Origin of the sequence: Streptomyces dysideae (genome assembly GCF_001514305.1) — a bacterium.
Lineage (GTDB): Bacteria > Actinomycetota > Actinomycetes > Streptomycetales > Streptomycetaceae > Streptomyces > Streptomyces dysideae.
On the sequence record NZ_KQ949119.1, the window covers coordinates 66,262 to 74,899 of the forward strand.

Here is an 8,638-nt window from a genome sequence, read left to right on the forward strand (position 1 = left end):
CCTCATGCCCGGCAAGACCCTGATGAAGTTCGACCGTCAGCTCCCCTTCTACAACTGGCTCTACCCGATGAAGGGCCAGGAGCTGGACACGGTCACCCACCACGAATTCCACTCCGGGATCGGGACAGAGGGAGTGCGGTCTCGCGCGCTCTACTTCCACATCCCGTTCTGCGACACGATCTGTACCTTCTGCACCCTCAACCGGGGTCTGGGGAGCACCGGCGACGAGCAGATCGAGACATACGTTCAGGCCCTGCTCAAGGAGATCGCGCTCAAGGGCCGTTACGCCGAGGCCGCTTCGATCCCGATCCGGGCGATCTTCTTCGGCGGCGGCACTCCGACCACGCTGACCGCCGGCCAGATCACCCGTATCGGCCAGGCCGTGCGCGACCACTTCGACCTCTCCCAGCTCCAGGAGTTCACCTTCGAGGCCGAGGTCAAGAGCGTGACCGAGGAGAAGTGCGCGGCGATGCGGGACATCGGCGTGGACAAGGTCCGGTTCGGCCTGCAGAGCTTCGACCCGCTGTACCGCGAGCTGTTCAACATCACCGCGACGATCGAGCAGGAGTACGCCGCGGTCGAGCTCTTCAAGCGGTACTTCGAGCACACGAGCTTCGACATGATCTACGGGATGCACGGGCAGACGTTCGAGCAGTTCTCCCGTGACATCGAATACGCCACGAGCCTGGGCACCCCGACGATGGAGCTGTATCCCATCAGCAACGTCGTCACCCAGGCACCGCTCCACCGGGCGTACGCGGCGCGCGGCCTCAAGCCGCCGAGCTTCATCGACAAGATGGCCATGACCATCTACCTGAACCAGTACATGCGCGCCTCGGGGTTCCAGCAGCACAACGGGCACGGCTATTTCCGCCTGCCGGAGGGGCAGCGGCCGACGACGCCCTTCATCTCGCGTGACTACCTCAACCTGTACAACACCCACACCTGGTCGTACCACGACGACGAGCTGATCGGTCTGGGCAACAGCGCTATCTCACAGGTCGCCAACTACACCGTGATGAATGACGAAAACCGCGCCACGTACGTCAAGAACCTGCTGGAGAACGACGATGTGAAGATCAACATCACCGTCGGCGACGGCATCCCCTACGAGCGGGGAATCATCCTGCACCTGCCCTACTTCGGCCATCTCGACAAGAGCCGCATCGTCTGGGAGCACATCCCCGACGAACTCACCGGCAAGCTCGCCCTGTTGGTCTCCGAGGGAATGCTGGAGGAGGACGAGAAGGAGTTCCGGATCACCGAGCTGGGCTGGGTCTGGTACGCCAACATGATGTACTACCTCTCGCCGGCTTCGGACCAGAAGGTGCTCGACGAGTTCACCGCTCTCAAGCGCAGGACCAAGGGTCTCACCGACGGCGACGACCGCATGCTTCCCCTGCTCCCGATGGCCTCGGCCCGGTGAGCGAGCCCGTCGGCAAGGAGGCCTCGCCACTGTGGCGGCTCGACGGTGTGCAGGCGTTGCTCGCGGCCGGCTCGTTGCTCAACGCCATCGCGTTCTTCGCGGCCATGCCCTTCGCATCGATCTATCTGGCCTCCAACACCTCGCTGTCCGCGGTGGCCATCGGAGCCGTCGTCGGATCAATCGCGCTCATCGCCTCGGTCGGCGGTGTGGTGGGCGGGATGCTCGTCGACCGCTTCGGCACCGTGCCCATGATGGTCCTGGGGCTTTCCGCGTACGTGTGCATCTACGCGGGACTCACGGTGGCGGACGGGGCGCCCGCGATCGTTTCCCTGCTCCTGGGGCTGGGTGTGGCCCGCCTCTTCGTCGAGCCCGGCGGCAAGAAGCTGATGTCGCTCGCGGCCGACGAGGACGGCCGTATCTTCCGCGTGCGCTACATGGTCCTGTGCATCGGCGGCATCGTCGGTCCGGCGATCGGCGGAGTCCTCTACAGCATCGGCGCCGTCGTGTTCTTCGCCGTTCCGGCCGTGTTCTACACGGGCTACCTGCTGCTGATCCTGGGCCGTCGCAAGCAGCTCGCGGCGCTGGAGGGCGGCGCCGAGGACGGCGGTCCGCGCTTCCCGCTCGGTGCCGCCCTGCGCGACCGGGCGCTGCTCGCCGCGACGGCCGCCGGACTGGTCATCTTCTTCGTGTTCTCCCAGTTCGAGTCGATGATTCCGCTGTACATGGCGGGCGAGTGGGGAGAGGACGCCGTGCACTACTTCGCGGGCCTCTTCATCGCCAACGCCGTTCTGGCGCTGCTTCTCCAGGTGGCCATCGTGTGGCTGTCCCGGAAGCTGCGGCCGAACCTCGTGATCGTGATCGGCTGCGTGGGATTCGCCCTGTCCTTCGCGTGCTTCTACGCCGCCGCCACCGAAGGCCTGTTCATGCTCTACCTGGGGATCGTCTTCTGGACCGTCGGTGAGGGTGTGCTGCTGCCGCTGCCCGACATCGCCGTCCACGAGATCGCGAGCGACGACCGCAAGGGCACCTACTTCGGCGTCGCCGAAATCCGCTACCTCGGGTTCTTCGCCGGCCCCTTCGTCGGCGGACTGCTGCTGGGCGGCGACGCCGTCTACTTCGTGGTGATGGCCCTGTCGATATTCGTGTGCGCGCCACTGCTGATGTCCAGGCGCAAGACCGCGGTGAGCAACGGAGGAACGGAGGTGACCGTCGGTGCGGACGTATGACGACGGCCTGATCGTGGTGGCGCACCGGATTCCCGCCCGGGTCACGCCGGTGAGCGAGTGGCTGGCCGAGGTGGCGGACCGGGTCGTGCTCATCACCAGCGAGGAGGCCGGGCCGGGATACGCTGGCCAGTTCGGCGAGGTGATACCGGTTGCCGACTATTCCGGTTCCGATGCCGTGGTCGCCCATGTCGACCGGTTGTGCGCCGAGCGCACGGTGTCCGCGGTCGTCCACGGGACCGAGGACGACATCCTGCGGCTCGCCCGGGCGCGCGACCGGCACGGGATCGTCGGCCTCTCCGGGGCGGACGCGCTGGTCTTCCGGGACAAGCACGCCATGAAGGCCGCCGTGGCCGCGGCCGTGCCGACGCCCCGGTTCCTCGCCCCCGCCGGGCGCGCCGACGCCGAGGAGTTCGCGGAGCGGGCCGGCTGGCCGGTGGTCGTCAAGCCGCGGTTGGGTTACGGGTCGCGTGGCGTCGCCGTGGTCCACGACGTCGGTGAGCTGACGGCTCAACTGCTCGGCCACGATCCGGACGACGTTCTGATCGAGGCCTATCTGCCGGGTGCCGTCCACCATGTCGACGGCTTCATGCGGGAGGGCAAGGTGCTCTTCGCCCTTCCCTCACGCTATGTCAACTCGTGTCTGTCCTTCGCGGACGGAGAGAGTCTGGGCAGCGCCCAGCTCGACGAGCACGACCCGCTCGGGCAGCGCCTCGTCGCCTTCACCGAGAGAGCCGTCGCCGCTCTGCCCCCGACCGGGTTCACCCCCTTCCACCTCGAGGTGTTCCTCCACGAGGACACGGAGGAGCTGTACTTCTGCGAGATCGGTGCGCGCCTGGGCGGCGGGCACGTCTACGAGACCCTCACTCTCGGCACCGGAGTCGACCCCGTCGAACTCTGGTTCCGGGATCAGGCGGGAGTGAGCTGCGGCGACGCCCTCGTCTCCCGTGGTCCCGAGTGCTACGGCTGGCTTCTCGTGCCCCCACGCCGTGGCACGTTGGAGGAGATCACGGACATGCGCCTGCCCGATTCGGTGGTCCAGCATCACCTGCCCGTCGAGCTCCCCGCCGCCTACCCCGCGGCCACGGCGTCGACGGACGCGGTCGTGTCGTTCGTCGTACGCGGCACCGACAACGCGGCGGTGGAAGCCGCTCTGCACGAGTGCGCGCAGTGGGCCTCGGACGCTCTGAGGTGGTCGGTATGAGCGTGTACGCCTTCTCCGGGACCCATGTGCTCTGCGACATCGTCGGCATCGCCGCGGAGCGGATCAATGACAACGAGCTGATACTCGCGGCCATCAGGAAGGGCATCGAGGTCAGTGGGGCGGAACTGTGCGGGGTGCAGACCAAGGAGTTCGAACCGGTCGGCGTCACGGCGGTGTTCGTCCTGGCCGAGTCCCACGTGTCGGTCCACACCTATCCCGAGCAGGGTTCGCTGTTTCTGGACGCCTTCACCTGCGGCACGCGCTGCGATCCGCAGCGCATCGTGGAGGTGGTCCTCGAAGCGCTCGGGCCGTGCGAGCACCGCACCAGCGTGCTCAGTCGCGGGGAACCGGTCCGCGTCCTGGCTTCCGCGGGGTACGCCGCATGATCGCCGAAGAGGTCAGGGCGGCGCACGAGGAACTCGTCCGGAGCGGCACGGGCCTGGGGGCGGCCTGCGCGGCCACCGCGGACGCCACCAGCCGTCAGCGGGCCGGCTCGGACGCGCATGCGGCGCTGGACGCTTGGGAGAATCGATCCTGCTCGTTATTTCCCTACGACGAAGTGGTCACGCACTTCCGGGCGGTGGGGCGCACCCGGGCGGATCCGGTCCTGGTGCGGCGTCTTTCCTCGGTCCCCGTGGACCGGCAGGACGCCTTCCTGGCGGCCTGGCTCCCGATGACCAGCGACCAGGAGACCGGAGGGTACGTCACCTACGCGGGCCTGCGCCCGCACCTGCTGGCGGCGGAAGCCGGTCACGGCGAGGACGCCGGTACGGCCCCGCCGCACGGCGGCAGGCGGGACCGGCTCCGTTCCCGCCTGGACGAACTCACCGTGGCGGTCCTGGGCGACCTCCTCCGCACCGAGGCAGCGGCGGCCGGCGCGGGGGCACCGGCGCCGGCGGTCCGCACTCGTCTCCGAGCGACGGCGCGACTGCTGGTCCTGGCCGGCGAACTCGCCCCCGGCCACCCGCTCGACCCGTCCGTCACCGCCGACGTGGCCGCCGTCCTGGCACAGACTCACGACCCTCTGGAGCCGCTGGCCGAGGCATCGGAACGCGCCGCGAAGACCGTCCTGGAGCTGGTGTCCCCCTCGTCGGCGCAGACCGTGGCCCGCTCCCTGCTTCCGGTCACCTGCCTGCACGACGAGATCATGTTCATCCGCTCCATCCAGGTGTTCGAGGCGCTGTACGAGCAGATCGGACTTGCCGTCACCGCATCGCGCGACGCCCTCCTCGAGGGGCGGATCGACGAGGCGGTCGACGCCCTGGTCGCGGTCACCGACCGGATGGCCGTGCTCCCGGCCCTGTTCCGGCTCCTGGGCACCATGCCGGTCGAGGTGTTCGCGGTGATCCGCGGGTACACCAGCGGCCGCAGCGCGGTCCAGTCCCGCTCGTACCGGCGTATCGAAGCCGCGTGCGCGCCCCACCCGCCATCCGGTGCCGTGGACACCCTGTGGACCGGACCGACCCTTCAGGAGGTCTGGGCCGAGGTCCGCACCCGCCCCGGGGCGGACAGGCTCACCGAGCAACTGAGGTGTCTGGACACGTCGTGGCGCGGGATGAAGCGCAGCCACTGGGGCATCACGCTGCGCATCATCGGCGAGGTCCCCGGCACCGGCGGCACCGCCGGGGCCTCCTACCTGAAGACCACCTCCGAGACACCGCTGTTCCCGGCGCTGACGGGGAAGGGAGAACGTTGACAACGGAAGAAGCGACCGCGGCCCGGCACAACGAGCTGCTCCGCCGCAAGATCATGGGATACCTGGTGTCCCGGTCCATCTCCGCCGTCTGCGAACTCGGCGTGCCCGACCGTCTCGCGACCGGACCGATGCCGGTGGCCGAACTCGCGCACGCGGTGGGGGCGCATCCCGGAGCACTCGGCCGGTTCCTCCGGGTGCTCGCCGGAGAGGACCTGTTCGACGAGGTGGCGCCGGACGTCTTCGGTCTCACCCCGCTCGGCACCCCGCTGTGTACGAACACTCCGGGCTCGCTGCACCAGTTGGTGGAGCTGATGGGCGGCGAGGCCTACCGGGTCTGGGAGGCCGCGGACCACTCGCTGCGCACCGGGGACGCCGCATTCCCTCCGGTCTTTGGTCAGCCCTACTTCGAGTGGCTCACCGAACACCCCGACGCCGCCAAGCGCTTCGACGAGGGGCAGGCCGGACTCGTCGAGCTGCGGTTGCTGCCGCTGCTGGGCCTCGACTGGGCCGGCGTCGGGACCGTCGTGGACATCGGAGGGGGCACCGGCGCGCTGCTGAGCCGGCTGCTGACCGGCAACGCCCACCTCCGGGGGACGGTGTTCGACCTGCCGCATGTGGTGGCCGCCGCGGCCCCGGCGCTTGCCGACGCCGGAGTCGCCGACCGGGCCACCGTCGCCGAGGGCGACTTCTTCGAGCGGATCCCGCCGGGCGCCGACGTCTACGTCCTGTCGCAGATCCTCCACGACTGGGCGGACCGGGACGCCGTACGCATCCTGCGGAGGTGCCGTGCGGCAATGAGCGCCGACTCCCGCCTGCTGATCGTCGAGCACGTGCTCCCGGAGAACGCGGGGGCCGGTGCCGCGGGGCTGCTCGATCTGCACATGCTGGTGCTGCTCGGCGGCCAGGAGCGGACCCTGCCTCAGTGGGAGAGCCTGCTGGACCGGGCCGGATTCCACCTCGTATCCGTGACCGAGGGACCGCGGTCCTCGGTACTGGAAGCCCGGACGTGACGTGACGGACATCGTTCTCACGGGCGGCCGGGTGCTGGGTCATGAGCACGCGGACACCGTCGTCCTGCGCGGGGACCGCGTACTGGCGACCGGTTCCGCGCCGGACGTACTCGGCATGGTGGGCGAGGACGCCCAAGTGGTGCGCACCGAGGGCCGTCTGGTCATGCCCGGCTTCCAGGACGCCCATGTGCATCCGATGGCGGCCGGACTCCTTGAGTCCTGGTGCGATCTGAGCGACGCCGTCGACCTCGGCGACGCGCTGACACGGGTGGCAACGTACGCCCGGCGACACCCGGATCTCCCGTGGATCGTCGGGGGCGGTCTCACCTCGGCCTTCCTGCCCCATGGCACACCCGTGGCCGAACTGCTCGACACGGTCGTACCGGACCGGCCCGTCCATCTCCTGGGCTCGGACCTGCACGACGCCTGCGTGAACAGCGCGGCACTGACTCGGGCCGGTGTCGGCGCGCACACGCCGGACCCGCCGTTCGGCGCCATCAGCAGGGACCTCGGCGGTCGCCCGACGGGCCTGCTGCACGAGGCGGCGGCCGACCTGGTGGGGCGGCACGTCCCCCCGCCGGACCGGGTCGCGCAGGAGAACGCGCTGCTCACGGCCCAGCGTCTGCTGCACCGGTACGGCATCACCGCGTGGCAGGACGCTCTGGTCGGGCCCTACCTCGGTCTGCCCGACCCGCTCCCCGCCTACCTGGAGCTGGCCCGCCGGGGCGAGGTGAGCGGCTCCGTGTCGCTGGCCCTGTGGTGGGACCCGTGCCGCGGGCCGGAACAGATCGAGGACCTGTGTGAACGACGTGCGCAGGCCCGCGCCGTGGGGCTTCCCGCCGACCATGTGAAGATCATGCAGGACGGCATCTGCGAGAACGGCTGGGCGGCACTGCTCTCGCCGTACCTCGACAGACCCGTCACCCCGCCCGGCCGGCTGGACGCCACGGACCTGAGCGAGGCCGTGACCGCGCTCGTCCGGGCGGAGTTCTCCGTCCACTTCCACGCTGTGGGAGACAGGGCGGTGCGCGAGTGCCTCGACGCCGTCGAGGCAGCCAGCTCCTCCTCGGAACGCCGCCACCACATCGCCCACGTACAACTCGTCGACGACGTAGACCTGCCCAGGTTCGCCGAACTCGACGTCACGGCGAACGTGCAGCCGCTGTGGGCGGCGGAGATCCCGCACATGCGGAAGACCTACGAGCCGATGCTCGGCCCGCGCCGCGTGGACCGGCAGTACCCCTTCGCCGGTCTGACGCGGGCCGGTGCGCGGCTGGCGGCCGGCAGCGACTGGCCTGTCAGCAGTCCGAATCCGCTCTGGGGCGCCTATGTCGCGGCCACCCGGCTGCCGGCTCTGGCCAGCGCTCCCTGGATGGGACCGGACTACCGGCCGGCCCCGTTCAACCCGCAGGAGCGGATCGGCGTGCCGGAGATCCTCCGGGCGTACACGGCAGGCTCGGGCCATCTGCACCGGCGTCCGGCCACCCTGGCGCCGGGCTCCCCTGCCGACGTCGTGGTCCTCGACGTCGATGTGCTGCGGGAAGGACCGGACGCCCTGTGCGAGGCACAGGTGGACCTCACGATCGCCGGCGGCCGACTCGTCCACGACCGGCTGGCGGGGCAGCAGCAGAGCCCCCCGGCGCGGGCCGCTTGACGGCCGAACAGCAGGAAGAAATCCAGCACTTGACCGCGAAGAGTTCCGTCCTGCCGGGCGCCGCTGGTTCCGAGCGCTGCTCCCCAGGCCGTACATCTGGAGAGGAAGGCAGTCATGGCGACGACCCAGTTGAGTATTGAGCAGTCCCCCACGACCGGCGTCAGCACCCGGGTCGAGGGGTGGAATTGCGGACTGGTCACCCCCGAAGTCGTCTGGAAGGGAGTGATCGGCGCCGTGCGCGCAGTCATGGCGGGCGACGACCAGCGCGAGCTGATCAAGATCACCGTGGGCGGCGACGTGCTCTCCGACCATGCCCTGATGCCGGCTCCGGACGGCAGCGAATCGCCGGACGAGTGGTTGACCAGGATGCAGCAGAAGTTCGGCGCGGACACCCCGATTCTGCTCTACGCGCGGGAACTGACCTT

8 protein-coding genes are annotated in these 8,638 nt (G+C 69.5%); all 8 read left to right on the forward strand.

Translation table 11 applies throughout. The features are described from left to right. Positions 1–4 precede the first annotated feature (4 nt). On the forward strand, positions 5–1,426 hold the full coding sequence (locus tag AQJ91_RS42295) for a coproporphyrinogen-III oxidase family protein (RefSeq protein ID WP_159054792.1): 1,422 nt from the start codon (positions 5–7) through the stop codon (positions 1,424–1,426). Beyond that, a complete protein-coding gene (locus AQJ91_RS42300) occupies positions 1,423–2,652 on the forward strand; it encodes an MFS transporter (RefSeq protein WP_067033503.1) in 1,230 nt (409 codons plus the stop codon). Before AQJ91_RS42295 ends, AQJ91_RS42300 begins: the two co-directional genes overlap by 4 nt. Continuing rightward, positions 2,639–3,853 carry an ATP-grasp domain-containing protein gene (locus tag AQJ91_RS42305; protein ID WP_067033506.1) on the forward strand — a complete coding sequence of 405 codons (1,215 nt, stop codon included), beginning with the start codon at positions 2,639–2,641 and terminating at the stop codon, positions 3,851–3,853. Before AQJ91_RS42300 ends, AQJ91_RS42305 begins: the two co-directional genes overlap by 14 nt. Further along, on the forward strand, positions 3,850–4,239 hold the full coding sequence (speD, locus tag AQJ91_RS42310; RefSeq protein ID WP_067033509.1) for an adenosylmethionine decarboxylase: 390 nt from the start codon (positions 3,850–3,852) through the stop codon (positions 4,237–4,239). Before AQJ91_RS42305 ends, speD begins: the two co-directional genes overlap by 4 nt. Next, the gene (locus tag AQJ91_RS42315; protein WP_067033512.1) at positions 4,236–5,549 is read left to right on the forward strand and encodes a tryptophan 2,3-dioxygenase; all 1,314 of its coding nucleotides are present in this window, start codon (positions 4,236–4,238) and stop codon (positions 5,547–5,549) included. The genes speD and AQJ91_RS42315 overlap by 4 nt, the downstream gene beginning before the upstream one ends. Beyond that, the gene (locus AQJ91_RS42320) at positions 5,546–6,559 is read left to right on the forward strand and encodes a methyltransferase (protein ID WP_199848164.1); all 1,014 of its coding nucleotides are present in this window, start codon (positions 5,546–5,548) and stop codon (positions 6,557–6,559) included. The genes AQJ91_RS42315 and AQJ91_RS42320 overlap by 4 nt, the downstream gene beginning before the upstream one ends. A 1-nt stretch (position 6,560) precedes the next feature. After that, a complete protein-coding gene (locus tag AQJ91_RS42325; protein WP_067033515.1) occupies positions 6,561–8,213 on the forward strand; it encodes an amidohydrolase in 1,653 nt (550 codons plus the stop codon). A 114-nt stretch (positions 8,214–8,327) separates the two neighbouring features. After that, positions 8,328–8,638: hypothetical protein (locus tag AQJ91_RS42330; RefSeq protein ID WP_159054793.1), on the forward strand; the 311-nt coding region annotated here is incomplete at its 3' end.